Here is a 25,299-nt window from a genome sequence, read left to right as displayed (position 1 = left end):
AGAGGAAGCCTATGCTGCTTCTACCTTAAATATCGACAAACCTTTACTGAAGCCTTCGATCCACTTTACGAGCGATGGCAAGTGAGCAACAGCTCATCAAGCGGTCTAAGCCATGCTTCGGGGTTTGATTGGTAGTTCAACCTGAAAGTTCGAACCTTTACCTACTGTACTTGCTACATGAATTTGACCGTTATGGGCTTGAACAATTTGTCGAGCGATCGCCAATCCTAACCCAAAGCCGCCACTATCTTGCGATCGTTCTGTGTCAACTCGGTAAAAGCGATCGAAGATATAGGGTAGATCTGCTTCTGGAATTCCAATACCAGTGTCGATGACCTGGATGACTGCCCAACCTGGATGGGGGACTAAGCGCAACTGCACAGTTCCACTAGCAGGAGTGTATTTACAGGCATTGTCGAGCAAATTTTCTACTGCTTGCCGCAGTAAGTCTGGGTCAGCCCATAACTCAATTGGTTGCTCGGATAACTCATAGGTTAGACTGATGCTTTGGGACATTGCTCGCTCCAGATATTGTGATGCTAAATTCTCCAGCAGATCGTTGAGATTTAACAGCTTGAGAGATTGAGGCAGAATTTGCCCTTGTTGACGAGCTAATAGCAATAAATTGTTAACCAAAGTCCCCATCGATTTAGCACTATCTATAATATTTTCCAACGGCTGATGGTATTGCAAATCGTCCGCTGCTATCATTAACGCAACTTGGGCATTGGTAAGAATGGCAGAGAGCGGCGAGCGTAACTCATGGGAAGCATCAGCAGTGAACCGTTGAAGTTGGTGATAGGATTGTCGAATCGGCTGCATCGCTGCTCCACCAAGCAACCAACCTGTCAGTCCGATCGACCCCAGTGCTACAGGTACAGCAAGAGTTAATACAACTTGAAACTGACTAAGACTGTTTTGAGTCTCTGCCAGCGGCATGGCAACTTGAAGATAGCCAAGTATCCCGTGCCGTCCTTCAACGGGCAACGTGACTTGACGAAGCCAGAGTTCGTCTTCCAATAGCGGATCGACAGATTTAATCGTGAGAAATCCAGGGGATACATTCAACTGCTCTGGGGGAGGAGTACCGAAAAATCGAATCGACTGCCCTTGAGGGTTGTACCACCGAACGTAGACTAAATTTTTATCCAAGGGGTGAGAACCGCTGCCTAATAGCGGTACATTGCTCAGATCGACTTGTTTGTGCCCTTGACGCCACTCATATTGCACGCTAGCTGCCATCACCCTTGTTCTGTCATATAGCAGCCGATCTAAAACATCTAGTTTGTCTTTAATTTCAAAATAATAAATTCCCCCAGCGAAGACCACGAGAATACTACCCATTGAAAGGGTGAACCAACGAGCTAGATTCCGACGACTATGGTTGAACACTTTTCAAACTTCAAAGTCAATGCTTTTGAGGAACAAGACGATAGCCCATACTATAAACAGTCTCAATCCAATCAGCTGCTCCCACCGCCTGCAAGCGTTGACGAAGCTTGCGAACCAGAACAGTTATGGCATTGCTTTCTGGCTCAGTCCCCCACTCCCATAACGCTTGCTCAATCTGGTTGCGAGTCAAAACTTGTCGGGGATGACGCATGAAGTACTCTAACAACTGAAACTCTCGACTGGAGAGAGAAACGACTTTGCCTTGTCGTTCCACAGCCAGCGTGTCGAGGTGGAGTTGGAGATCGCTAAGGCAGAGAATATCTGCCTCCCAGAGGGGAGATCGCCGCCGCAATGCCCGCACTCGTGCCATGAATTCTACAATGTCGATTGGCTTAACCAGATAGTCATCTGCTCCTGCATCTAACCCAGTTACTTTCTCAGGTGTGGTATCTCTGGCTGTAATCATCAGCACCGGAGCAGTTTTACCTGCTGCTCGATACTGGCGACAGAGATTTAACCCACTGATGTGGGGTAACATCCAATCTAAAATCAGTAGGTCATACTCTTTTTCAGATAAGAGCCACTGAGCGGTTTCCCCATCCTTCACCCCGTCCACGCTATGTCCTGCTTGGGAGAGAACGATTTGAAGGGGCATCAATTGTTTAGGGTCATCCTCAACCAGTAAAATTCTCATACCATTCCAGCAAGATTCTCATACCATTGCTGTTGCGCTTTGCTTTATCAGCATAGAATTTAATGTAATTAGCACATCGTCTATAGGTAAGATTTCAGGAGGGCGATCGCGGCATTAGAGTGCAGATACGAGCGGATTTATGAAATGAATGGGACAAGGTGAAGCGTGTGGCATGGGATTAAACGTTGGCTACAAGTGTCAGGGATAGAGTTTTGGTTGCCTTTACCATTTGTGGCAGCTGGATTCTGGTTTGTCTGTAGTCTCCTGGCTGCTCAGGAATTAAGCCGCTCCTACAGTACAAACAACAAACTCCAATCAGATACTCAATTGGAAGCAAAGGTATCGGTAAACGTATTGCTGATCAATGCTACTATCAACAGAACAAAGGGAGTGACTCAGGTAGAAGTGGAGACAGCGGAACCGATCCTGAAGCGATTGGAATTGGAACTGCCAACAATAGAGGTCGAGCGGATAGAAACGGCGATCGCTCAAGAACTAGGATTATCCCGACAAAATATCAGGCAGTTAGTACGCTACGAAATCATCGAGTGAAGTTAGTTTCGCTTTAATAAAAGCTTTTTTGAGCTGAAGCAATAACACGAGCTTTAGAGGCATTTAAACGCCGCAAACCATTCAAATCCAAATAGCTAAACCCAACTTTCGAGAAGAAGGGCAGGACGCAGAACAGGAGTGTCTCAATCGTCTGATTGACCCAACCCAGCCCCGAAGGACCGATCAGCCAAGTAATTGGGTAGCTAATCCACAACACTGTGAAGTAAGTGACGAGTTTGTCATAGAGTTTTGATAGTTCCACACCTTGCCCGCGAGTTTTGGCGCGTAGAGGCAGCCAAATTCCCCAAAGCACGATTGAAAATGCGGCTACGCCGCAGGCATACCACAGATATCTCATCCAATCCACAGTAGACAAATCAGCTACTAGCCCAGTCACCACCACGATCGCTTGAGTTCCCATCAGAGAACCAATTAGAGTCCAGTCTTTTGCAATGTAGTACATCGCTGTCCAAGAGAGTGCCAACAATAGCAAGGGGGTAGTCACAATCCAATCAATATAACGAGCATAATGGACGACCTGACCTGCCACTTCCACTTTTCCCTGATTTAATGCCATTGCCATATACGCTAGCCCTGACCAGATCGGGATGAAGGTGGCAACTAAATATTCGGATTGAGGAACGCCACGAGGTTTGGTGCCCAGTGAAATGAAGTAAAGCGCCCCGATTGCCATTGCTGCTACATAAATCCAGTGAAACGTTGCCTGCAAGTCCATAAGCTACCTCCATTGGCTTGCCTATTAGTCTTGAGGACAAATGTGATCCAAAAGTGAGCAACGTCAACAAGTCGATCATATTTCACTCACATTTGCAAACGACGCTAGAGACAACGTGAAGCAACAGAAAAACCCTTGACTTAAATCATCTTTAGTTGCTCTCTCGTTGCCATTTTGCGTGAAGGAAGTGCTATGGCAGTAGCGGATGTAGAGACATCAACCAAACACCTATGGCATTATCTTGCTATAGAGGAAGTTGCTCGGCTTTTAGCAACCGATCTTGAAACGGGTCTATCTGCCAATGAGGCAGCAGAACGGCACGATCGCCTGGGTCCAAATCAGTTAACAGCGAAAAAAAGAGAAAGCGCCTGGTTACGATTCCTCCAGCAATTCAATCAGCCTCTACTTTACATCTTGTTAGTTGCAGGGGTGGTGACTGCATTTTTGCAAGAGTGGATCGATTCAGGCGTGATTTTTGGTGTGACTCTAATCAACGCCATCATTGGCTTCGTTCAAGAAGCTAAAGCTGAGAATGCGATCGCCGCCTTAGCAGAATCCGTAACGACGGAGGCAACCATTGTACGAGATGGTCAAAAGCTGGTCGTTTCTTCTAGCGATCTAGTTCCTGGCGATCTCGTTTTGCTATCCTCCGGTGACAAAGTGCCTGCCGATTTACGGCTGAGCGAAATTCGCGATTTACAAGTGGATGAGTCTGGCTTGACAGGAGAATCGGTTCCGGTTGAAAAAGATCTCAAACCGCTGCCTCCGGAGACTGCTCTAGCAGAACGGATAAATATGGCTTACACGGGTAGCTTAGTCACTTTCGGTCAAGCGCGTGGGCTAGTTGTGGGAATTGGAGAGATGACAGAAGCAGGACACCTCTCCCACTTGATGCAACAGAGTACAAGTCTAGAAACCCCATTGACTCGTAAAATTGATAAGTTTAGCAAAACTCTGCTGTATGTCATCTTGGGGTTGGCTGCATTCACCTTTGCTGTGGGAGTTGCCCAAGGTGCATCCTGGGTTGAGGTGTTTAAAGCTGCTGTCGCTTTAGCAGTGAGTGCAATTCCTGAAGGCTTACCAGCTGTTTTAACCGTTACTTTGGCGATTGGCGTTTCACGGATGGCGGCTCATCACGCCATCATTCGCAAGTTACCAGCGGTTGAAACATTGGGTAGTACAACGGTAATCTGTTCCGACAAAACAGGGACGCTGACTGAAAACCAAATGACAGTTCAAGAGATTTATGCTGGTGGACAACGCTATACGGTCAGCGGTGGGGGCTATGCACCGCATGGAGAGATTTTCCTGGACGAACAACCTGTTGACTTGGCGAATACACCAACTTTATACGAATGCTTGCAAGCAGGATTGTTGTGCAATGACTCGCATTTGAAGGAAGAGGATGGCAACTGGGTAGTGGTTGGCAGTCCTACGGAAGGAGCGTTGGTTGCTGTAGCTCGTAAAGCAAGTTTAACATCGCAATCTTTGGAACAGACACTTCCCCGACTCGATACGATTCCTTTTGAATCTCAGTTTCAGTACATGGCAACCCTGCATGACACCAGAGCAGAAAGGTCGATCTATGTCAAGGGTTCAGCCGAGGCGATCCTCAAGCGATGCTACCAAATGCTCGATACTCATGGAGATAGGATTGCAGTCAATTCAAAGCAGATAGAGCGATCTGTAGATGAGATGGCGAAGCAAGGGCTGCGGGTACTCGCACTTGCCAAGAAAGTTGTACCGCGTTCGCAGTCTTCAATTGAGCATTCTGACATTGAGAAAGATTTAATTTTTCTGGGACTGCAAGGCATGATCGACCCACCTCGCCCAGATGCGATTGAAGCAATTCATTCCTGTCAGTCGGCTGGTATCCAAGTCAAAATGATTACGGGCGACCATGCAATGACTGCGGCGGCGATCGCCCAGAAGATCGGGCTGAACCAAAGCGAAGATGCTCCCGTTTTCACGGGTCAAGATCTCAGCCAAATGGACGATCGGCAACTGGCAAATGCTGTAGAGCAGAGCATGGTATTTGCTCGCGTTGCACCCGAACAAAAGCTCCGCATCGTTGAGGCGCTTCAATCCAAAGGTGAAATTGTGGCGATGACTGGAGATGGAGTTAATGATGCCCCAGCCCTAAAACAAGCCGATATTGGGGTGGCGATGGGGATCGCTGGTACGGAAGTGGCGAAAGAAGCGGCTGATATGCTCCTGACTGACGATAACTTTGCCTCAATCGAAGCGGCAGTTGAGGAAGGACGCACGGTTTATAAAAATTTGCTGAGAGCGATCGCCTTCATCTTGCCTGTAAATGGTGGAGAATCGATGACGATTTTGATTGGGGTACTTTTGTCAACGGCATTGCCGATTCTTCCGGTGCAAATTCTTTGGTTGAATATGGTTAGCTCCGTAGCTTTGACAGTACCTTTAGCATTTGAGCCTGCCTCTGTTGGGGTCATGCAACAACCTCCTCGTCCGACGAACAAACCCCTTCTATCGGGTAGCCTGCTGACACGGATTCTGACAGTCTCTGTTTTCAACTGGATTGTAATTTTTGGCACGTTTGAATGGATCGTTCAAACCACAGGCAATGAAACTTTAGCTCGGACGATGGCAATTCAGGCATTGGTTGCAGCAGAAGCTTTTTACCTGTTAAGCATCAGTCGATTTATCCCAGCGCTCTTTGCCAGAATACGCGGTAAAGATGAATCCATTGGCTATGCTGTGGCGGTCGGCATTGGTTGTGTATTCATCTTCCAAACGCTTTTTAGTCAATGGAGCGTGATGAACCAGCTATTTACAACTGAGGCACTGAGCTTGATTCAAGGCTTAATTTGTCTTGGTTTGGGAATCCCGATGATTGCTCTAGCAGCCCTGTTAAAGCGTTTTGCACCTCTCAAGTAGCCTCTCTATAGCGCGGATTGCTTGGCAACTATTTTCCAACTCTACTGGTAGAGAGTATTCACCTTTACAGCATCAAACTTTCAAAAATCAATATGACCGATCGTAACCTTAAACATGGTATTGGTATATTTTCTCATCGTCAAAACGCAGAACAGGCACTTACCGAGCTGCAAAGCATTGGCTTCCCCATGCAGAAGATTTCTATGGTGACAAAAACCCCCGAAGGCGATGAGATTCTAGGTTGTAATGTCATTCAACGACCGCCAATTACACGAGCTGAAAGTGCGATAAAAGGCGCGCTTGCAGGGAGTACAGGAGTAGGATTAATGACTTTAATTGTTGGACTGGGCATCTTGCTAGTCCCTGGAGTGGGTCCTGCCTTGGCTGTGGAAAGTATGGTAGCGGTTATTTTAGGTAGTGGAGCTGCTACAGTTGCCGGCGGACTGCATGGGGCGCTGCGAGGTTGGTTTGTCCCCGAAGAACAAGCCAGATTTTACAGCGAGCGATTCAACCAAGGAGATTACTTAGCGATCGTAGAAGCTACAGAGGATGAGATCCAAAAGGCTGAAGCTGTTCTCAGCCATTGGGGAATTCAGGAGTGGCATATTTATAATGTTCCCTAAATAGTTTTCAGAAGTTACGCAGTCGATTCCCCAACAGAGTTAAAAAGAGGACATTAGTTTCCCCCCCCCTTTTTTGTTAAGGGAGTATAGGGGGGATCGAGATCTGAAACTTCAAGTGCGTAACTGCTGTGCTCCCTCAACCCCCTCAGCTTCCCTAGCCCCGAGTCCCTAGTTGTGTCCGATCGACAAAAATCTCGAACTTTAGCTGGAATTGCGGGGATCGTTGCAGTAGCAACCCTGTTGAGTAAATTAGTTGCCTTGTTTCGCCAACAGGCGATCGCGGCGGCTTTCGGTACGGGTATAGCTGCTAACGCCTACAACTATGCCTACATCGTCCCTAGTTTCTTTTTAATCTTGCTGGGAGGTGTGAATGGTCCAATCCACACCACGATTGTCAGCATCTTAGAAAAGCGTAGCAAACAGGAAGCCGCTCCCCTAGTGGAAAGCATCACGACTCTAGTTAGCGGAGTGTTGTTGCTCGTATCCATCGCCCTGTTCTTGTCGGCGGATGGATTAATTTATTTGGTGGGTCCGCAATTGAGCCAGACAGCCCACGCGATCGCCGCCGAGCAATTGCGAATTATGTCTCCGATGATATTACTGTCGGGATTAATTGGGATTGGTTTTGGCACGCTCAATACTGCCAATCAATACTGGTTGCTGTCTCTCAGCCCCGTACTTTCTAGCATCACGATTATTTTGGGGCTGGGAATCTTATATTTATCTTTGGGGAGCCAAATAATTTCTCCTGCTTATGTGGCAATTGGCGGGCAAGTTTTAGCCTGGGGAACGCTAGCAGGGGCATTATTTCAGTGGATCGTACAATTAATCGTACAGTGGCGATTACGACTTGGTACGCTGCGCCTGCGATTTGATTTTCGCTCTCCTGCCGTACGGCAAGCAGTTAAGTTGATGGCTCCGGCTGTTTTTGCTTCTGGAATGCTACAAATTAATCTGTTCACCGATTTTTTCTTTGCTTCCAGCATTCCTGGGGCAGCAGCTGCTTTCAACTACGCCAACTTAATCGTTCAGACTCCCCTCGGCATCATTTCCAATGTCATTTTGCTCCCCTTATTTACAATTCTTTCTCGCTTTGCCGATCCGTTAGAGTGGGATAATCTCAAATCGCGGCTGCGGCAGGGATTAATTTTAACGGCTCTCACGATGCTTCCTTTAGGAGCTTTATTTGCAGCTCTAGCGATGCCAATTGTCCGAATTGTGTACGAACGCGGAGCCTTTCAACAAGATGATTCGCAACTCGTAGCTTCAATTTTAGTTGCCTACGGCATTGGTATGTTTGTCTACTTAGGGCGCGATGTCTTGGTACGAGTATTTTACGCCTTGGGAGATGGAGAAACGCCCTTCCGCGTTGGTTTGTTAAATATATTTCTCAACGCCCTGCTAGATTTTATCCTGATCGAACCTTTTGGTGCGCCTGGAATTACACTGGCAACAGTAGGAGTCAATACGATTTCGACGCTGCTGTTTTTGGGCGTGTTGCATCGAAAACTCCACGGTTTACCTTTGCGGCAATGGAGTTTACCATTTTTGGGGTTAGTTACTAGTAGCTTTATTGCTGGGGCAGCTAGCTGGGGGACTCTCTGGAGTTTGCAACATGTCTTCGGCAGTCAGGGATTAGTTTTACTATTGCTGCAAACGATCGCCTCTGGCTTCGTCGGCATTGGAGTTTTCGCCTCGATCGCCACCCAAATGAAATTACCAGAAATCGATTTATTGATTTCTCGACTCAAGAAGAGGGCTTAGGAGCTAGAAGAGAGCTAGGGAAGCTGAGGGAGCTGAGGGAGAAAAACTGGCAGGAGTTACGCAATTGGGTGAAGGGAGTAGCGAGGAGCGCTCAGGTAAGTCCGAATTGCATCCCGAATAATAGCGAGTTTAGCTTCGTACCAACTAATACCTGTAGCAAACCAGTATAGTTCTAAGCGTAAGAATGCCCGAATTGGGGTAAAAGTAGCGAAGAGAGAATTTGCCGCCATGCTTTGGCTGAAACGATTAGTGGATAAGGATTTCAGATTTATTTCTCCGACGATGATTTCTTTGGTGACTGTCTGTGGCGTTTGACAATATCATTGACAGTTGTCTTGCTGAGGTTGAGTTTGTCGGCAATTTTGCGGTAAGAATACCCGTCATTAACCATCTGCAAAACTTTGGGTGCCAACTTATCTGCTTTCACACGTTGTCCTGGTTGCCTGCCAAACTTTTGACCTCGCGCTTTAGCCGCCGCTACCCCCGAACGCACCCTTTCTCGCAGCAAATCTCGTTCAAATTCAGCCAAAGATGCCATAAGATGGGCGATTAACCTGCCTTGTGGTGTATTCAGATCGAATTGCAATCCGGTTTGAGCAATTAAGGAAATATGCCAACTATGGAGTGACTGCAACGTCTCAATCAGGTCAATGGTGCTACGTCCCCACCGGGTCATCTCTGTCACCAAAATCGCATCAATGCTATGACTTTGCGCTAACGCCATAATCTTTTGTCGCTCACAGCGGTTGTGTTTAATTCCAGAGGCTGTTTCCTTCCAAACACCAACCACCTCAAAGCCACAAACAGCAGCATACTCTAATAAGTCCCGTTCTTGCCGCGTACAGGACTGGTCAGTTGTAGAAACCCGACAATAAATGGCAACTCTTTGTACCAATTAAACCCTCTGAATTTTTTCGGTCTCAAACCTGTACTGCGCCGTTCAAATTTAGTGTACCAAATAACTTACAGGTTAATTGATACTTAAACAATTACAAAAAATATTGAGTGATAAAATGCTTGCCTAGCAAGGCTTTTAGCCAAGCGCGTAACTTTCTGTACGATTGCTCATTTACCCCCTTTCCTGGTAGAAAACAACTCGCGGCAAGGGGCATGGCTGACCGCCTGCTATCTCAATATTGTTATAATAACTCAAAGGCGATCGCGCCACTGACTGTAACCAAGCTACAATGACAACTCATCGGAGGAGAAAGAGTGATCGACTTCCTGCATAGGCGTGTCAAGATCTAGGTCGTCATAGCAGCGTATCACAGCAAGTCATGCGATTTGGAAAGCAAAGCCGCGCGTGTCACCACTGCTAGCTACTCCTGTTGTTGAGGGGCATTCTTGTCTCCTGAGTTAGTACGTAGCAATGTACTCCTGCTGGGCATAAAGCAAGAGAAACGTAGGACGAGATGAGCAAGCATGGAATTGAATAGAACAAGATCGACTAGCTCAGCTTCTGGTGGGGATTGAGCCGCGGAGCTAGGCTCAACCCTGTTATGCCATTACGCTTCTAAGCCACCAGTGCCGAGCGCCTTCAAGTATTGATTTTAAAAAAGTTTCCAAATGCTCAAATGCTTGGTGGGTAGCCATTTTACTTTCTAGTTTGCCTCTGGTACTAGGCTCACTAGATCTACTCCAATACGATTGCTCCAACGTCCTAGCGCACAAGGGCGGAGTGTATCGCTCATATCTGTCGGTAAAAAGGTAACCAATTCTTCAAATGACATCTCAATTGGATGAGAGACGTACTGTTGAAGGAGCGTCGAGCAAAGCTGTACTATCGGCAAGCGATGCCCAAGCATAGCCAAAGGATGCCGAGCTCTCGATTGGTCAAGCCAAGCCATGATACCCATTGGCTCCATTCCTGTACTACCACGGGTATTAGAGACTACCGTAACTTGCTCCCGGGAATCTTCAAGCTTATCGCGCTTGCGTTTGGGCCACACCAAGTACTTCATAATGGTTGAGAAGTGGGCTTTTGAAACTTCATGCTGAGAGCGATACAGGACTAAACATGCGGCCAACCAAGGCTGTTTTTGTATTAGTGCACAAACCTGACTTTCATCCAAGGTTAACAATGCTTCTAAGTCAAGATGAATCGCCTTTGAGATGAGAACTTCCAAGCTTTCACGGTTCATCGCTTGCTCCAAGCGAGCTACAGCATCAGGAAGCAAAACATGATAGGTATCTCGGACATGGGAGCGAAAACCGCCAAAACCCTGTCGAAGTGGTACTAGCTCTGTGAACAGGAGTAGATCCCGCAGTAGGGATGAGTCATCATTGGCAGCACTAGAAGCCTTGACTGTTCGGTCTGCATACCAGCGGACAGCATACTGCCGATGCTCATCCAGGAAGAAGTCAGTGGAAAATGGGTTCCGGCGGATAAAGTCAGCTATCAAATCCCGGATAGCAAACATCAACGTGGCAGCAGCGGTCAATGCTTGAATGGACTCGTGTGCCTGTATACCCTTTGGATGATTTATTGCTTCTTCTATCAGCAGATTTGCTGCCCCCTGCAAGCTCACGGATTTCTTCAGCAGGGTGATGAACTCCACCTCTTGAAATTTGCCTGTAAAGGTTATAAATGAATCGTCCTCAAACAGATTGCCTAAGCGATACATAGGCTGCCGCATCCCAGGGTGTTGCACTTCGGTGCAAGGACCATTCATCTCGATATAAGTGATGAAGCTATCGCGATGAGGATGGTGTAGAGTATTAGCAAGTGCTTGAAAGTATTCCAGAAATGGTTGCTTGCCGTTGACCAAAAGCAGTGCCAATCCCTTGCTGGGTAAAACTGCTTCAGCTGGCGAGTGACGACGTACAGCTTGTTGAGCGTGCCGCTCGACTGAAGTGCCTAGTATTCCTAATAAAGTTAAAAGCTGCCAGCCTTCTCGCGTGCTGAGCGCATCAATTGTAGGTAGATCCTTAAGCGCGCAGTCATTCACAATGCTTGCCATGTCTTCAGGCATCAGCTCCCCTTGAAGTACTCTTGTATTCATAGGATAGAACTCGGAAAAAATCCATTCCTTCAATGAGTAGGTGTCGCAGTCCATGTTAGTTTCTGTAGTTGCTCTTGCACTTAGGATATTCGCGTATCAATAAGTAGTCTGTCATACTGGAAGCGCGATCGTTCATTCGGCTAACTAGGATAAGAACCCAAAACGTTTGGACAAGTAATACTAATCTTCAATCGGACTAGGAAAGGTTAAGGATGGAAAAGAGTCACATCTCCCTCCTTTAACTCTTTATCTTTCTTAACCGAGAGGATTAGAATCACAATCTATATTTACAAATTTATTTAGAAATGAAAAAAATCTCTCCCGTAATTGTTGCCAAAGTAGCGGGAAAATGATGACCTGCTATATGGATGAGAGAACTTGCAGCAGCAAGAAGTCATGAGTAGTCAACCAACAAAAACGCAAAATCAGCAAGCTAAAATCCAAAATCGCAAAATGCCACTGCAATTCGTTTTTTTAGTACCTTTTGTGGTACAGGTTGTAGTAGCAGTTGGGTTAACGAGCTATCTCTCCTTTTGCTCTGAGCGACAGACTGCTTTATTGAATCAGGTAGTTTTAGGAACGACGCTCTTTCTGGGACTGGTAACTGCTCAGTGGTTTGCTAAACCGCTCTTTCAGTTAATTAACGCATCTCTTGCCACAGCTAATGGTGGAGCGGAGCAGCGCATTGGTAAAGATATTCCTGTAAATGAATTGGAGGAAATGACACAGCAGTTACACGAATCCTTGGAAAAGTTTACCAAAGTGTTTCGTGCTAGCCCTGACCCTATTCTAATCTCGACGTGGGCAGAAGGACGCTTCATCGAGGTGAATGACAGTTTCCTTAGCCTTTTTGGTTACACTCGCGAAGAGGTAATTGGTTTTACCTCAGTTGACTTAGGGCTTGGGATTAACCTGGAAGAGCGTGCTCAAGTTATACAACGTTTGCAAGCGGAAGGAGTGATTCGCAACCTAGAATTTGATTGCTGCTCCAAGGCAGGTGAAATCAAGACATTCCTACTCTCAGCAGAGATGATTGAAATTGATGGACAAGCCTGTATTCTCTTCGTAAGTAAAGATATCACAGAGCGCAAACAAGCAGAATTAACCTTGAAAGACTCCGAAGCCAAACTCAGTAGCATCCTTAGTAGTGCTGGAGCTGTCATTGCCAGGTTTCGTCTCTTCACTAACCAAGACTGGACATATGAGTACTTTTCTGCTGGAACCGAGGCAATTTTTGGCTATTCACCAAAGGAATTGAAAGCTAATAAAACCCTTTGGATATCACGCATTCACCCGGAGGACGTTAAAACTGTTATTCCGCAAATCTTTGAGAGCGTCTTCGCTGAGCGCCAGACTAAAGTTGAGTTTCGATTTCAGCATCGAGATGGAATTTGGCGTTGGATCTCTGATATCATCGTACCTTACCGCGATGAGTTTGCCGATTGTTGGGTTGTGACTTGCGTTGAAGTTGACATTACTGAACGCAAAATAGCGAATGAAGCTTTGCAGAAACTCAACGCCAACCTCGAATTTCAAGTGGCCGAGCGGACGGCACAACTGCAACAGGCACTTGAATTTGAAGCGATGCTAAAGCGGATTACAGATAAAGTGCGCGATAGTCTCGACGAAAGCCAAATCTTGCAAACCGCGGTACAGGAATTGGCCGTTGTACTGGGAGCGACTTGTTGTAATACAGCATTATACGATCTGGAGTCAGGCACTTCTACCATCTACTATGAGTACGCCACCATCAACCCTGGGGCGCAGGCTCGTCGGATACAAATAGCTGCCTTTCCTGAAGTCTACCAACAGCTCCTGCAAGGGCAGTCTTGCCAATTTTGTTCCATCTCTCCTAACCCTGTTCGTGGTCGAGTTGTCATGCTAGCCTGTCCGATTAAAGATGACCAAGGCGTGCTGGGCGACTTATGGTTAATCAATCAGCCAGACATAGCCTTTAACGAGCCGGAGATTAGATTAGTGCAGCAGGTGGCAACCCAATGCGCGATCGCTCTACGCCAAGCCCGACTTTATCAAGCAGCTATGGCACAAGTCAAAGAATTGGAAAAACTGCATCGCCTCAAAGATGATTTCCTAGATACAGTTTCCCATGAGTTACGCTCACCTCTGTCTAACATTAAAGTAGCGCTCTCTCTGCTAGAAGTCACCCTAAAACAAGCTGGATTCTACGATGCAGAGCCTAACCGAGTAGAGCGGTACTTGCAGATTTTACGGAACGAGTGTCAGCGAGAGATTAGCCTGATCAATGACTTGCTAGACTTGTCACGCCTTGATGCTGAAAATGACCCCTTGAGCTTGACGACGCTTGACCTGTCAACGTGGATTTCTCCTATCGTTGAGTCTTTTACCGAACGTGTCCGCACTCAGCAACAAATTTTGTCAATTAACATTCCCACCGACTTGCCAGTGTTGACAACTGAATCAGCGCTTCTGGAGCGAGTTGTGACTGAACTGCTGCATAATGCCTGCAAGTATACGCCAGCTTCTCAACAAATTCTGATGACTGCCGATGCTTTCTCTAATCGGCTACGGTTGATTGTCAGCAATTCTGGAGTTGAAATTTCTGAGTCTGAGCTAGATCGGATCTTCGACAAGTTCTACCGCATTCCCAACAGCGATCCGTGGAAGCATGGTGGAACTGGGTTAGGATTAGCATTGGTTAAGAAGCTAGTAGAACACTTGGGGGGAACTATCAAAGCAACTGCTAGCAATGGATGGACAACCTTCACCGTTGAGCTACCCATTAGGCCTACTCAATGCTAATCAATGCCAAGAGTTGGCGCGCTCGCGGAAGCTGATGCAGCAGCTTGAGCGTGATTGGGTTGGAGCCGTGAGCGGCAAGTTAGGGCAACAAAGCGACAACGGCTTTGAAGTGGTTGACGCTGGTATCAAGGTGTTTGAGAAGAAGGCGAAGGAACCCAAGCCAGAAGCCACTACAACTGGTGCGGATGCAGCACCCGTCGTGTGACTGAGGCGTTGCCTGGAGAGTTTGCTTTGTAGCGTGGGTGCCAACCATCACCAAAACCACTATTCACGCGCGTTGCTGGTATCCAGAGCGACTTCAGGAGTGCTAACACCAGAATGTAGGTTTCATCAATAGCCAACAGTGTTTTGTCACATCGCCCTCAGTTAAAACAGATTTTTCCTCCGGGTGGTTTCCAGTTTGTACCTACATTTTTGGCGAATGCCGCGCTGATACATTTCCTCATCGGGTGGAACCTCAACGATTTCCACCACCAGAATTACGGCTCTCTTATTCACCTGCTGTTGAGCTTCATTCCACAATACTTCTAGCGTTGGTTCCAGACGATGTAGTAGGCTTATAATTGCATCATGGGCAGGCGAGTTTCCACTTTCTGGTTGGACTCGTTCTGCTTCAACATTGCTGGCTTTCTGTGTAGCAATTCAGTTAGTTGATATAGTCGTACTCGTTGACCTTCGATGGATTCATTCCCCTTTTACTCAACTGCGTAACTCTTGAGTTTTATTGCAAAATCAAAATATGAACCGTCTAACTACACGTCGATGGTGTAATTACGCCGTTTTGCTCACCTCAATTTGCTTGGGATTAATTGTGCTTTTTGCACTACTATATATGGGAATAGATCGACTTAGCTGGGGAATGGTGTTAACCCGTCAAGAAACTCGTGAAGTTGACTTTCTATCGCTGCTTTATTTCAGCATGGGCACCTTCTTTCGGATTGGCTATGGCGATCAAGTACCGACTGGCTGGAGTTGTCTGCTTGTTGGGTTAGAAGCATTGAGCAGTTACTTGTTAGAATTGATATTTCTGGCTCAAGTGGTCACAGCAACATTAGAACGGTTCATCTCACAGCGACTGAGAGAAAAATTAGAAGATTTCCCATCACTCAGCTCGCATAGGTATTAGTAATGCTTTGGTTGCTAGGACAATCAGTTTTGGCACAAAGTAGTCCAGTAGACCCCCAAGTTTCTGGGGATTTATCAGAACTGGCAACAATCCTAATTGTTCTACTACTCGTTGCAACAGCTGTTGCCCTGATCACACAGCAGCTTCGGATTCCTTACGTTACAGGTTTAGTATTAGCAGGTTTACCAATTACTGAGCTATTGTCTCGTCGCATTGGTTTAGATCCTGCTCTTGTTTTAAATCTGTTCCTGCCAATTCTCATCTTTGACGCGGCAATCAATACAGACATCAGGCGTCTACGCAACACGTTTAAACCAGTCGCTCTTCTGGCTGGACCAGGGGCTGTGTTTTCCTCTGCAATTATTGCTGTTCTATTGAAATATGGGCTTGGACTAGCTTGGATACCAGCGTCCCTCATGGGAGTCATTCTGGCAAACACGGATACAGTCTCAATGATTGCCGTCTTTAAAGAGATTCGCGTGCCCTCCCGTCTTTCCACCATTGTTGAAGGAGAAACCTTATTTAACGATGCTGCTGCCCTAGTTTCGTTCAATCTAATTTTGACAATATATGAAACAGGTTCCCTCACCTTCTCAACAGGAGTTCAACAACTGCTGATTGTCGCCTTGGGGGGTAGTTTCTTGGGGTTAGTTATAGGCTATTTGAGCGTACCTATATTCATTCGTTTAGATAACCCCCTTAGCAGTCTTTTACTAACAGTTGCAATTTCATTAGGCACCTTTCAGGTAGGACAATTTTTGGGGGTATCAGGTGCAGTGGCAGTGGTCGTAGCGGGACTAATTTTCGGAAATGTTGGGCTTTCACGTAGTACTTCCGCCTCCGATCGAATCACCTTGTTTAGCTTCTGGGAATATGCCAGTTTTGCTGTCAACACCTTTATTTTTCTGCTAATTGGCATAGAGATCGACCCAATGACGCTGTGGAGAATGTTGCCAGCAATCCTTTTGGTTGTTCTAGCGTATCAAGTAGGACGTATTCTCTCGGTCTATCCGCTGTTAGCTGGAGTCCGCTGGTTCGACCGTCCAATTCCCTGGCTCTGGCAGCACGTTCTGGTTTTAGGTAACATCAAAGGCTCTCTTTCGATGGCACTGGCTCTGAGCATTCCTTTGACTTTGCCAGGACGAGAAGAAATCATCACTCTGGTCTTTGGCGCAGTACTGTTCTCCCTGGTAGGACAAGGGTTAATCCTACCCTGGCTGATCAAGGGATTGAAGCTGTCCAAGGTTTCAAGTATTAGGCAACAGGCTGAAAAATTACAAATTCAATTGATTGCTTCTAAAGCTGCTCAGGATGAGTTGGATAGCCTGCTCAAGGCAGGAGTTTTACCAAGGGCAATCTACGAGGAGATGCGGGCTGCTTACCAGGTAAGGGTGGCAACGTCCGAAAGAAGTCTGCGCGACCTTTACAACCAAAGTTCAGGGCGCTCTGCTAGCGAGCCTAGCGATCGCACCAAATTAGATGCTATTCGCCGCCGCTTGCTGCTAGCTGAAAAAGGCGCGGTGAACGATGCGCTACGCAAACGCATCCTCTCAGAGAACTTAGTACAGGCTTACGTTCAAGAACTCAACGAACAGCTTCTCAAGTTAGAAGACGATTAGCGCATGACTCGCTCTCGTCGATATTCCATCTACCTATGGCATCTTACGGATTTGGATAGTCATGTCAATTAATACCGTACAACCATCGGTATAACCAAATACATTTATTGTCCAAAAGGAGTGAACTGTTTCCAGAATTTCTCCCAAATCCAGACTAAGAGGCATAAGTAGCAAACGAACAGAAAGTATGCTAAGGCTGAAATGCTTGCACATAAGTATTTCAGCTATCTAATCTCAGTGGCTCCCGTGATTTAATTGATAAACCAAACTTATAGCTAAATAGCGATTTTAGAGGCTTTAGGCAGAAAATCTATAATTATACGTTATTATTTTACTTCAAAATTTAACTACTTGCCTCATTAGCGTATGTTCTTGTTCGACTGCTACTTAGGTATTGAGCCGAGATATGACCAAAAACCTGTATTCCGGAGTTCACTCATGCTTGATTTCTCATTGTAGGTAAAGGTATTGAACGACAATTAAATAGGGTTCTTGGCAGCTTTTGGTGATGACTAATCTGATAAGAGTCCAAGCAATGCGACACCCAACTCTTGTTTCTACAAGAACCGTTCGATTAGGATTTCGTCTACATACTTTCCATTGATCTTGGCTTGTCTCTGGGCTGTTCCAATGATGCGAAACCCTTGGCTAAGATAGGCAGCTAATGACGCGATGTTGTCTGCACGGACGAATGCAGATAGCTTCTCGTATCCCTTGCCAAGAGCAGCCTCAAACGTCGCTTGAAACAGACTTCTACCAATCCCCTGTCGTCGATAGCACAAATCGACGTAGGTTCCAATTACTCCGACATGATCGAAAGCACGAGTGTAGGTCGCAAACGGCTCTGTGTTTTGAAACCCCACGACCTTTTGTGTATGCTCACATACCGCTACATGAAAGATACCCCGTGGGGGAAAGTTCAATATAAACTCCCGTTCCGCCTCTACAGAAAACGGGGTAGACAGCGCTGTGTATACTCCAGCTTTGATGATTGGATTGAGGATACTGACAATCGCCTCAGCGTCCTCAAGTTGAGCTTCTCGAATTAACAAATCCAAGCCACTACCTCCTCATACTATGAAGCATTCTTGTCGATTAACGCGATTCTTGAGCTTTTGTCCGCTTTTTGCAGGGTTCTATTTTACTGATTTGCCGCTTAGTTCCATGCCCCATTCCTTCCAAGTATCACCAAAAGCTAATAAGAACCCGATTAGCTTACCAGACAATGTGGTTCGCACCGTTACCGAAAACTGTCAAGTTTTGAAATTTACAAGTTAAGAATTTGAGAATGAATGACGGTTGCATATCACCTGATAAAATCGCAGTTAATTGGTTGAGAGAGCAAACCTATAAACTTATTCCTCTGTCCTGATTTCGTTCGGATTTCTGCTGTTGTTGCCGCTGTTGTTGTTGAAGGCTTTCCCGCTCTTGCTCCCAGTGCGATCGCACAAACGATACTATTAATTTTGCTTCATTCCGCGTCCAATCAACAGGGCTAGCGGCAATTATTTCTTCCACTTCCTCTGCCTTTAGACCCCGATGAAATGCTCGTGCAGCAATTTGTTTGTCTCGGTCGGTCGGTAATAGATTTTCAAGTCCACGGCTGAATGCTTTATACATTGCAGCCGAACGCTTTGATTGATACTGACGTTTCTGCTTGGCTTCTGGCTCTGGGGAAATCGGGGATAGAGTATTTTTAAGTTTGGGTACTGGGGTGGATAAATTCTGCCCTCTATCTTGCTCGATTGGGTGAAGCTGCATCATTTCATTGAGATTTTTAATCAGCTTGTCATCACGTCCTGGCTCGTAAGTCACCCCTAATTCTGCTTGTATTTTCTTAAATGAATACTTATATTTATTGAGATTATTCCCCTGTTTCCATAGCAGACGGGGGGAACCATCCGAGTTTATCTGTCCAATATCAATGCCATACTTGATACCTCTTACCCCGCCGTGGCTGTAATAGCTCACCTCTGCCACGATCTGATGCTCTTGCCATAGTCTGCTAATTAGTTCCGGCAATGTGGGACGATCTGCTGCAACAGCATCAATCGCACGCCGCATGATTTCTTCACCAGGAAGTCCATCCCGCTCTATACGTTCTCGTTGATTGCGAGTCATGGCTTTCTGCTTGCTCTCCCAACTGCTTTGTACTTGGGTCAGGTTAAATTCCCGCTCTAGCAGTCGGGCAGAATGTTCGGAATGCGCGTAATTGTTCCAGGTGCGGATAGATAATCCATTCAAATTATTGACTCTGGAGGCAACAATATGGGTGTGGTCGTGTTCCTTATCTTCGTGCCGTGCTATGAAAAAATCATAAGCTGGCAGTTCTTCTGCTATGAACCGATCGACTAACTGATTTAGCTTGGCATCGGCTATCCTTTTTTCTGGCTGTTTTACCTTGGCTTCATCGCCCTCTAGCCGAGATAGCACAACTACAGTGGCAAAGTGACGCTCGGATATTTCGGCTAATTTTTCATCGCAGAGCGCACCATCCGTCTTTGGTGCAGACAGCATTAAGTGATAGCAAGGGTTTTTGAGTTGGGGGTTAAGATGAGCTGACAATGTAAACTGCTCCACCAATTCGTCTGTGGTAGAGCCATACATATTCCCACCAATAATTTTGGCTTTCTCCTTCTCCAGTACATACTTGGTAGTACCGCGAAAAGATTTATTTGCTTTGGTTTTTGCAATCATCCCTCTGCCCTTCTGCTGGGATAGCTTGGGTAAGCGAAGCACGAGTTTGTTCTAAAAGCGCTGCCAATTCTTCTATTGTTTCCAAGTAGCATTTGACCGAACTATTTAACGGCTGGCTACCAATTTTCACAGCTTCGTTGATTGCCTTGGTCTGCTGGTTTAGGTTGTTGCCGATCTTCTTTAGTTCATAGATAACTTGCCGATTAACTTCTGGAATAACCGACTTAGATTGTGGCAAGGGATGGTCAAATAATCTGGCTCTAATGTAGTCGCTAGCCACCACTCCACTACACCGCTGTTCTAGCCGTTGCTTCTCTGCTGCGCTCACTCTAAACGTGATAGTTATTTCTCGCTTTTCATCAGGAATAACCGAGCGATTCTTTAGCACGTCGGCTAATCGATTGCTTAATTGACTGCGCGGATCTGTTGACATAAATATCTAATTAACTGACGTGAGAGCATGGGGGTTTGGGGGACACCCCCAACAAGCAATCACGCCGTCATTCGTTTACGAATGGGAGCGCGTTAGCGCGTTACGGCGTATTGCTTGCCTCTGCGAGGAGCCGGAGTCATTGGGGGAGTGGAGTGGAGGACGGGGTGTGGATACCTACAGTCAAGCTCTAGGGCAGATCGGGGAATTGTGGCTGTTCGCAGTATAACTGTGATTTGGTCACAAGGGGTACTTTTACCCACTGTCAAGTGGGGATGTGGAAACTATTGTCAGACTAGTAGCTATAAGTAGAGGACATCTACATTAATCTTATTGTTATCACAGCGGGAAATGCTTTTTGGAAAAAAGAAAAAATTGTAGGATAAATTTACCGATACTTTAAAAGCTATTATATGCCGAGAAAGCCCAAGGCTATTAGTAAAAATAAGATTCCCGAAATTGCTGCTAGTTTGAAAGTTAAAGCCGCGACTCCTATCACCGTCACCATCGAGGAGCTAGTACGCAGTCTTGCTATACCAATTCAAGAGATGTTAGATGCTGGGTACTCTTATGAGGATATCGCGGCGGTGTTTGCCGAGCATGGAGTAGAACTGGCAGCTAGTGGGATCAAAAGCTATCACAAGAAAAGCCAAAAAAATCCGCCACAATCCGCATCGTCTGACTCGAAACAATCATCGTCAGAGCCATCGCCACAATCTGCATCGTCTGAGGAGACTCAACTCCAACCAGAGATCCTAGAAGCAGAGCTGCACGAGCTGGAGGAGCCAAATGACCTACCCAAGTCTAAGGTCAGTGCTAAATCGAAATTTAACATCACTGATAGGAGGAACATTTGAAACGTATAGTAATGATTCTTGGGGGTAAGGGTGGCACTGGGAAGACCGCCTTTTTGCGACTGTTACTAGATCAGTTAGTGTCCTTATCCGTCAATTATTTAGCTTACGACGCGGATACAGAAAATCCAAATTTGTACGAATACTATAAAGAGTTTGGCACTGGAGTCAGGCTGCTTAACTTTCTGGAAGTGGCTGAAGCCAAGCGCTTCTTCACCGAAGTAAAAACCGAATCTCCCGATGTAGTTGTCATGGATATGCCAGGAGCAGTCGGTAACAAGACCAGGGAAATTATCAAAAGGTTTGGTCTATTCAAAATTGCAGCAGATTTAGGATATCGGGTCACTTTAGTCACGGTACTTAACCTAGACTATCCGGTAATAAATTCGCTTCGGGCTATGGTCGAATTTTGTGGTGACTCAGTTGATTATGTAGTCGTGAAAAATCTCTGCTGGGATAAAGGGTTAGGATTTCGGCGCTGGGATGACAGCAAAACTAAGGTGGCGGTGACGACGGAATTAAAGGGCATAGAGATTGAAATGCCGGAACTAGAGTATTCCACTTTTGATACCCTGATTGAGCAGGGGCTACCCTATTCGGCGGCTACGGAAGAGAATGGCTTTCCTTACGGAGATTATCTACTGGTGAGTGGCTTCTTAGACCAAGCTAAGCCAGAACTGGAGAAAGCAGCAGAATATCTAGGACTGAAAATCAAAACTTCGAGAGCCAAATGAGTGAAACTAACGGTCAAAGCAACCCGTCACCACCGACGACTAATTCGAGCGATGAAAGTGAATTCCTACTGACTTCTGGTGGCATCGGAGAAATAAAAGAAGCACTGGGCAGATTATACAAAAAAGTTAATGAGTTAGAAATCAATCAAAAAGCTGAGCGAGCGCAAGACAGAGCGGAGTTAAAAGCATGGGCGCAAACGAATTTAATTCAGACTCAACTGATCAGCAAACAGACAGCAGCGATCGAGCTTTTGACTCAGGAGTTGAAGAACTCCGAGAACTCCAAGCAGCAGTCAGAGCTTCACAGAGAGAACTTGCTTCAAGAATTAGCGCTCTTGAAGAATCAGTTACAGAATATGCCCAAATCCTCGCCGCAAATAGGGAGCGTAGAGCTGAAAGGGTTGAAGGCAGAAATCTTGTCGTTGAGGCAAGCTTTGAGCAGTATCCCGACCAAGTTAGAGCAGATCGACAAGAATCAGAGCGGTATAGAAACCCGACTGTTAAGCATAGAGGATCGGAAAATAATCAGCCAGATAGAGGAAGAGGGCTGGAACTATAACAGCTGGCGAAAAGCTGGTCAAACTGCCCTAGTTTTCTTGATTCTATTTTTCATTCTATCTGGAATTGGGTCAGCAATATTTCCTGCTCGTACCCCCGCTGATACTATGGCATATCTTCAAGAAATCTGGGAGCGTACTGGTTGGGCAAATACAAAGCTCCAGCGGTTAGAGAAAAAATTCAGGACAGATCCAACCCGTTAGTTTTCACTGAATGGACTAACGCTCCGGTGGTATTCTTAGATGATTATGCCTAGATAAAATGGGTAAATTTGGCGTAGAAAGTCGGAACTTATTTGCTATCCCAACTTTGATTCTAACAAACTGACTCTCACCCCAAAAAGGCTTTGAAACTCTAAAATTTTTGTTAACTAAGCTGCTCTTATTACTATTGCCTGCAGGAAACCCAGGAGTGTGTTAAAGTCATGAACGACAAAAATGATAACGACGTTTTTGAGTATGACCCAGCAAGTTTCTGGAAAAATACACCTTACTATCAGCCCACGCCTTACGTTCCCGTAGTCAATCAAGATACAGGAGAAGTTGTAATTGTTCCATCTGAAAGATTAAAAACAAATAGCAAAGAACAAATTATTCAACAAGTCGATAAATTTTACTATCGTCTAAATTATTTTAGAAAAAATCTCAAACCCGAACTGGTTCAGCAAATCGCACAATGGGTACGTGAAGAAAGTAATCTTTTGCGTTTGGTGGCAACTCAACTCTGCTTCCATTTAGTGAATGTATATGACCATTTACTTAAAATAGGCTTAGAAAACGGACAATTGTTTGACAAAGGACTTCCTCACTTTTTACTCATTCTCGATAAAGAGCATAATCCTATAAACATCAAATTAAACCTAAGTGAAGCAGGAGTTGAAGAAGTAATTTCTTATTTAGAAGAATCGATTAAATCTCGCTTTGAAACATCGGATATTTGGACTAGCTGTGCCAAGAGTATATTAAGCTATCAAGCAGTATCCGCAACTGAAAAAATGGAAGATGACTTAGGGGAAAAAGCTGTTGATGAAATGAGTGCTGAGAGTTGGCAGGAAAACTTTTACAAATATATCCACGAGCAATCCTCTACATCTTCTTTAGAAGAGCAACTGTCTGCACTTGTACGTAGATTTTCTGATGAAATCGTCCAAGTGATTATTAAAGGGCTAGACTTACCAAACATTTCTCTGGCGGAGTTAGACAAAATTCTTGGGTTAAGTCTAGACGAGGCTACAAAATCAATACCAGTTACAGAGTCTAAATTAACGGACGCTACCTTAGCCGTCCCTACTTTCGCTGCTTTCGCCAGCGCAATTACTGCTCAAACGAGAAAAGACCTATGGCGTAAAGATGCAAGTGGACTTGCTTGCTTTCAACATCAAGCCAAGGGCAATCCAAATAATTACATCGAACACTACATCACTAGCCCTGGTGATATTGCAGTGCTTCCCTGGAATCAGGCTGAGCAAATCATAGACAAGTTTGGTTTCAATACGGTGAAGCTGCATTTGATTTTTGCAGCTCATACAATGAATCAACCTGTACCTTGGGAGGGCAAATTCAGTCTCAAGGCTAGCGATGTAGTCAAGTACCTGGGTTGGGATAAACGGACGGATTTGCCAGTCCATGAAAAGCTAAACGAGATCGCCAAGGCTGCGTTTGTTCTAGACTGTTTGCTGGTGAAATCTGTTTGGGTTGAAGGCAGAAACAAAAAGGGCGGCATCAATGCCAGTACCCCCACGGGTAGAATGTGGAGTGTTGTGGTTGACCCGCGAGGGCAGCTAAACCTAGAAGGGAAGGTAGAAAAACCGGAAGAGGTTTACATCACGGTGCAGCCAGGTTTAATCTTCCAAAGTTTTCTGAACAAGGCTGGCAGCAGACTTAAAGAAGCTTTGTACCAATTTGGCTACTTGGCTCAAGATATTCTCAGAATTGACCCCTACCATGATGAACTGGCGCTACGGCTGGCAATCCACTTAACGATGGATAGCAGAATTCATGCTATCGGAAAGTATCGGGTAGCAACTTTGCTAGAGGCAATGCTGCCCCATACCGTCATTGATGCAGCTCGTAGTAACAAGCATAAAGCATATGACCTAAAGCAACGCTGGGATAATGCCTTGAAACTACTACTGCAACTTAGATGGCAGATCCAGTTTGATGAAACTTACCCAGAGTGGCTACAGCCTGGTGGAAACAATGCTCCAAAGCCGGAAGACTGGAGAAAGATGAAAATTATAGACTGGTTGCTTCAAGCCAAGTTAACTATCAACCCTCCAGAACCCATACCAGAACTGCTTATAGCTAAGATAGAGCCAAAACCCAAAGCCCAGAAGAAGCTACAACTAGCAGCGACGACAACCAAGCTAACGGGCAACCAAATACGTAAGGGTAGGGAAGCCAAGGGCTGGACGCAAAGGCAGCTAGCAGGATGGATAGGAGTTACCCAAACATTGGTTGGCTATTGGGAAAAAGGCAAGCGTACCCCATCTCCAGACATGGACGCAAAGCTGAGGCAGTTGCTGGAGATAGCAGACTAGCTGCTGGATGCTTCTAGCGTTTCAGCAATAGTCTTGTCTTGTTTTCAGGGTGGTTTTGTTTTCAGAAACATTTGTTTATGTTTTCAAAAAAGTTAGCATATAAAATTGGCTTCAAAGCTTTACTATGTATAACTTTGAGCTTGAAAACAACGACTCTAGTATCCCCCGACCAAACCTCTAGTATCCCCCGACCAAACCTCTAGTATCCCCCGACCACTCATTTTTGAAACCTCCATCTGATAAGGGTTTCATCGTCTTGAAAACACCCTAAGTAGTCTGATAAGACTAATC

General features: G+C 45.7%; 24 protein-coding genes. 13 read left to right on the top strand and 11 right to left on the bottom strand.

The annotated features are described in order from the left end of the window. Positions 1–105 precede the first annotated feature (105 nt). Positions 106–1,392 carry a cell wall metabolism sensor histidine kinase WalK gene (locus tag C7Y66_RS02550; RefSeq protein WP_106544340.1) on the bottom strand — a complete coding sequence of 429 codons (1,287 nt, stop codon included), beginning with the start codon at positions 1,390–1,392 and terminating at the stop codon, positions 106–108. Positions 1,393–1,408: 16 nt separating this feature from the next. After that, a complete protein-coding gene (rppA, locus tag C7Y66_RS02545) occupies positions 1,409–2,086 on the bottom strand; it encodes a two-component system response regulator RppA (protein ID WP_106166097.1) in 678 nt (225 codons plus the stop codon). 165 nt (positions 2,087–2,251) lie between these two features. On the opposite strand from rppA, the gene C7Y66_RS02540 reads away from it, so the two are divergent. Continuing rightward, complete coding sequence (locus C7Y66_RS02540; RefSeq protein ID WP_106544339.1) at positions 2,252–2,638, top strand: hypothetical protein; 387 nt, start codon at positions 2,252–2,254, stop codon at positions 2,636–2,638. A gap of 13 nt (positions 2,639–2,651) precedes the next feature. Here C7Y66_RS02540 and C7Y66_RS02535 read toward each other — a convergent pair whose 3' ends face one another. Continuing rightward, positions 2,652–3,374: a bacteriorhodopsin gene (locus C7Y66_RS02535; RefSeq protein ID WP_106544338.1), complete on the bottom strand. Its 723-nt coding sequence runs from the start codon at positions 3,372–3,374 to the stop codon at positions 2,652–2,654. Positions 3,375–3,566: 192 nt separating this feature from the next. Between C7Y66_RS02535 and C7Y66_RS02530 the strand changes: the two genes are divergently transcribed. The 3 genes from C7Y66_RS02530 to murJ all read left to right on the top strand — a co-directional run bounded on the left by C7Y66_RS02530 (position 3,567) and on the right by murJ (position 8,668). After that, positions 3,567–6,281 carry a cation-transporting P-type ATPase gene (locus C7Y66_RS02530; RefSeq protein ID WP_106218918.1) on the top strand — a complete coding sequence of 905 codons (2,715 nt, stop codon included), beginning with the start codon at positions 3,567–3,569 and terminating at the stop codon, positions 6,279–6,281. A gap of 92 nt (positions 6,282–6,373) precedes the next feature. Continuing rightward, the gene (locus C7Y66_RS02525) at positions 6,374–6,904 is read left to right on the top strand and encodes a hypothetical protein (RefSeq protein WP_106218917.1); all 531 of its coding nucleotides are present in this window, start codon (positions 6,374–6,376) and stop codon (positions 6,902–6,904) included. A gap of 174 nt (positions 6,905–7,078) precedes the next feature. Next, positions 7,079–8,668, top strand: coding sequence for a murein biosynthesis integral membrane protein MurJ (murJ, locus tag C7Y66_RS02520; RefSeq protein ID WP_199197213.1), 1,590 nt, complete (start codon positions 7,079–7,081; stop codon positions 8,666–8,668). A gap of 56 nt (positions 8,669–8,724) precedes the next feature. Here murJ and C7Y66_RS02515 read toward each other — a convergent pair whose 3' ends face one another. The 3 genes from C7Y66_RS02515 to C7Y66_RS02505 form a co-directional block, all read right to left on the bottom strand. Then, the gene (locus C7Y66_RS02515) at positions 8,725–8,898 is read right to left on the bottom strand and encodes a hypothetical protein (RefSeq protein ID WP_199197212.1); all 174 of its coding nucleotides are present in this window, start codon (positions 8,896–8,898) and stop codon (positions 8,725–8,727) included. Between the two features lie 38 nt (positions 8,899–8,936). Then, the gene (locus C7Y66_RS02510) at positions 8,937–9,563 is read right to left on the bottom strand and encodes a recombinase family protein (RefSeq protein WP_015155286.1); all 627 of its coding nucleotides are present in this window, start codon (positions 9,561–9,563) and stop codon (positions 8,937–8,939) included. A gap of 706 nt (positions 9,564–10,269) precedes the next feature. Next, positions 10,270–11,670, bottom strand: a complete 1,401-nt coding sequence (locus C7Y66_RS02505) for a hypothetical protein (RefSeq protein WP_146149727.1) — start codon at positions 11,668–11,670, stop codon at positions 10,270–10,272. 378 nt (positions 11,671–12,048) lie between these two features. On the opposite strand from C7Y66_RS02505, the gene C7Y66_RS02500 reads away from it, so the two are divergent. Both C7Y66_RS02500 and C7Y66_RS02495 read left to right on the top strand, forming a co-directional pair. Beyond that, positions 12,049–14,451, top strand: coding sequence for a PAS domain-containing sensor histidine kinase (locus tag C7Y66_RS02500; RefSeq protein WP_106544346.1), 2,403 nt, complete (start codon positions 12,049–12,051; stop codon positions 14,449–14,451). A 67-nt stretch (positions 14,452–14,518) separates the two neighbouring features. Continuing rightward, positions 14,519–14,656 (top strand): hypothetical protein, encoded by a 138-nt coding sequence (locus C7Y66_RS02495; RefSeq protein ID WP_199197211.1) that lies wholly within the window; start codon positions 14,519–14,521, stop codon positions 14,654–14,656. 161 nt (positions 14,657–14,817) lie between these two features. Here C7Y66_RS02495 and C7Y66_RS30845 read toward each other — a convergent pair whose 3' ends face one another. Continuing rightward, positions 14,818–14,973 carry a hypothetical protein gene (locus C7Y66_RS30845; RefSeq protein ID WP_158265855.1) on the bottom strand — a complete coding sequence of 52 codons (156 nt, stop codon included), beginning with the start codon at positions 14,971–14,973 and terminating at the stop codon, positions 14,818–14,820. Between the two features lie 310 nt (positions 14,974–15,283). On the opposite strand from C7Y66_RS30845, the gene C7Y66_RS02490 reads away from it, so the two are divergent. Together C7Y66_RS02490 and C7Y66_RS02485 are read left to right on the top strand one after the other, a co-directional pair. Next, entirely contained in the window at positions 15,284–15,577 is a 294-nt protein-coding gene (locus C7Y66_RS02490) for an ion channel (protein WP_199197210.1), read from the top strand. A 2-nt stretch (positions 15,578–15,579) separates the two neighbouring features. Continuing rightward, positions 15,580–17,196: a sodium:proton antiporter gene (locus C7Y66_RS02485; protein ID WP_106218140.1), complete on the top strand. Its 1,617-nt coding sequence runs from the start codon at positions 15,580–15,582 to the stop codon at positions 17,194–17,196. Between the two features lie 33 nt (positions 17,197–17,229). Here the strand turns inward: C7Y66_RS02485 and C7Y66_RS32810 are convergent, their stop codons facing one another. The 4 genes from C7Y66_RS32810 to C7Y66_RS02470 all read right to left on the bottom strand — a co-directional run bounded on the left by C7Y66_RS32810 (position 17,230) and on the right by C7Y66_RS02470 (position 20,326). After that, the gene (locus C7Y66_RS32810; RefSeq protein WP_255409926.1) at positions 17,230–17,361 is read right to left on the bottom strand and encodes a hypothetical protein; all 132 of its coding nucleotides are present in this window, start codon (positions 17,359–17,361) and stop codon (positions 17,230–17,232) included. A 392-nt stretch (positions 17,362–17,753) separates the two neighbouring features. Continuing rightward, positions 17,754–18,254, bottom strand: coding sequence for a GNAT family N-acetyltransferase (locus C7Y66_RS02480; RefSeq protein ID WP_106218139.1), 501 nt, complete (start codon positions 18,252–18,254; stop codon positions 17,754–17,756). Between the two features lie 289 nt (positions 18,255–18,543). Beyond that, positions 18,544–19,893, bottom strand: a complete 1,350-nt coding sequence (locus C7Y66_RS02475) for a relaxase/mobilization nuclease domain-containing protein (RefSeq protein ID WP_106544345.1) — start codon at positions 19,891–19,893, stop codon at positions 18,544–18,546. Beyond that, positions 19,868–20,326 (bottom strand): plasmid mobilization relaxosome protein MobC, encoded by a 459-nt coding sequence (locus tag C7Y66_RS02470; RefSeq protein WP_106218137.1) that lies wholly within the window; start codon positions 20,324–20,326, stop codon positions 19,868–19,870. The genes C7Y66_RS02475 and C7Y66_RS02470 overlap by 26 nt, the downstream gene beginning before the upstream one ends. Before the next feature lie 19 nt (positions 20,327–20,345). Between C7Y66_RS02470 and C7Y66_RS30420 the strand changes: the two genes are divergently transcribed. From C7Y66_RS30420 to C7Y66_RS02450, 5 genes are all read left to right on the top strand, one after another. Further along, positions 20,346–20,552 (top strand): hypothetical protein, encoded by a 207-nt coding sequence (locus C7Y66_RS30420; RefSeq protein ID WP_146139808.1) that lies wholly within the window; start codon positions 20,346–20,348, stop codon positions 20,550–20,552. A 184-nt stretch (positions 20,553–20,736) separates the two neighbouring features. Then, positions 20,737–21,180, top strand: a complete 444-nt coding sequence (locus C7Y66_RS02465; RefSeq protein ID WP_106218136.1) for a hypothetical protein — start codon at positions 20,737–20,739, stop codon at positions 21,178–21,180. Further along, positions 21,177–21,911, top strand: a complete 735-nt coding sequence (locus C7Y66_RS02460; protein WP_199197209.1) for a hypothetical protein — start codon at positions 21,177–21,179, stop codon at positions 21,909–21,911. The genes C7Y66_RS02465 and C7Y66_RS02460 overlap by 4 nt, the downstream gene beginning before the upstream one ends. Further along, a complete protein-coding gene (locus C7Y66_RS02455; protein ID WP_106218135.1) occupies positions 21,908–22,672 on the top strand; it encodes a hypothetical protein in 765 nt (254 codons plus the stop codon). The genes C7Y66_RS02460 and C7Y66_RS02455 overlap by 4 nt, the downstream gene beginning before the upstream one ends. Positions 22,673–22,893: 221 nt before the next feature. Beyond that, positions 22,894–25,008, top strand: a complete 2,115-nt coding sequence (locus C7Y66_RS02450; RefSeq protein ID WP_199197208.1) for a helix-turn-helix transcriptional regulator — start codon at positions 22,894–22,896, stop codon at positions 25,006–25,008. The last annotated feature ends 291 nt before the right edge of the window (positions 25,009–25,299 follow it).

Origin of the sequence: Chroococcidiopsis sp. CCALA 051 (assembly GCF_003015105.1) — a bacterium.
Classification (GTDB): Bacteria; Cyanobacteriota; Cyanobacteriia; order Cyanobacteriales; family Chroococcidiopsidaceae; genus Chroococcidiopsis; species Chroococcidiopsis thermalis.
This window is presented reverse-complemented; position numbering and strand designations above follow the sequence as displayed.

Bases quoted from the DNA above. Each gene is read 5' to 3' on its own strand.
- C7Y66_RS02535 (WP_106544338.1), bottom strand. From the start codon at position 3,374: ATGGACTTGCAGGCAACGTTTCACTGGATTTATGTAGCAGCAATGGCA.
- C7Y66_RS02470 (WP_106218137.1), bottom strand. From the start codon at position 20,326: ATGTCAACAGATCCGCGCAGTCAATTAAGCAATCGATTAGCCGACGTG.
- C7Y66_RS02475 (WP_106544345.1), bottom strand. From the start codon at position 19,893: ATGATTGCAAAAACCAAAGCAAATAAATCTTTTCGCGGTACTACCAAG.
- C7Y66_RS02525 (WP_106218917.1), top strand. From the start codon at position 6,374: ATGACCGATCGTAACCTTAAACATGGTATTGGTATATTTTCTCATCGT.
- C7Y66_RS02455 (WP_106218135.1), top strand. From the start codon at position 21,908: ATGAGTGAAACTAACGGTCAAAGCAACCCGTCACCACCGACGACTAAT.
- C7Y66_RS02465 (WP_106218136.1), top strand. From the start codon at position 20,737: ATGCCGAGAAAGCCCAAGGCTATTAGTAAAAATAAGATTCCCGAAATT.
- C7Y66_RS32810 (WP_255409926.1), bottom strand. From the start codon at position 17,361: ATGCCTCTTAGTCTGGATTTGGGAGAAATTCTGGAAACAGTTCACTCC.
- C7Y66_RS02450 (WP_199197208.1), top strand. From the start codon at position 22,894: ATGAACGACAAAAATGATAACGACGTTTTTGAGTATGACCCAGCAAGT.
- rppA (WP_106166097.1), bottom strand. From the start codon at position 2,086: ATGAGAATTTTACTGGTTGAGGATGACCCTAAACAATTGATGCCCCTT.
- C7Y66_RS02490 (WP_199197210.1), top strand. From the start codon at position 15,284: ATGGGAATAGATCGACTTAGCTGGGGAATGGTGTTAACCCGTCAAGAA.
- C7Y66_RS02485 (WP_106218140.1), top strand. From the start codon at position 15,580: ATGCTTTGGTTGCTAGGACAATCAGTTTTGGCACAAAGTAGTCCAGTA.
- C7Y66_RS02515 (WP_199197212.1), bottom strand. From the start codon at position 8,898: ATGGCGGCAAATTCTCTCTTCGCTACTTTTACCCCAATTCGGGCATTC.
- C7Y66_RS02505 (WP_146149727.1), bottom strand. From the start codon at position 11,670: ATGAATACAAGAGTACTTCAAGGGGAGCTGATGCCTGAAGACATGGCA.
- C7Y66_RS02530 (WP_106218918.1), top strand. From the start codon at position 3,567: ATGGCAGTAGCGGATGTAGAGACATCAACCAAACACCTATGGCATTAT.